Source organism: Paraburkholderia sp. BCC1884 (genome assembly GCF_900996225.1).
Classification (GTDB): domain Bacteria; phylum Pseudomonadota; class Gammaproteobacteria; order Burkholderiales; family Burkholderiaceae; genus Paraburkholderia.
Window position 1 is genome coordinate 1 of the sequence record NZ_CAAJGL010000061.1, and the last position, 229, is coordinate 229.

A 229-nucleotide genomic window follows, 5' to 3' on the forward strand; every position below is an offset into this window, starting at 1 on the left:
CAGCGGCCGCGACGGGCAGCAGTTCGGATTCGGTTGCCTATGACACGACTTCGCATACCAAGGTCACGCTGGGCGGCACGGGTTCGACGACACCGGTGACGCTTGCCAACGTCGCTGACGGCAAGGCCAACAACGATGCAGTGAACGTCGAGCAACTGAAGGCGATGGGCGCAAACATCGACTCGTCGGGCAATATCTCCAATGCCTTCGTTTCGTACGACGACACGTC

1 protein-coding gene is annotated in these 229 nt (G+C 60.3%); it reads left to right on the top strand.

Translation table 11 applies throughout. The features are described from left to right. Positions 1 to 229: hypothetical protein (locus FQ705_RS33965; RefSeq protein WP_186307790.1), on the top strand; the 229-nt coding region annotated here is incomplete at both ends.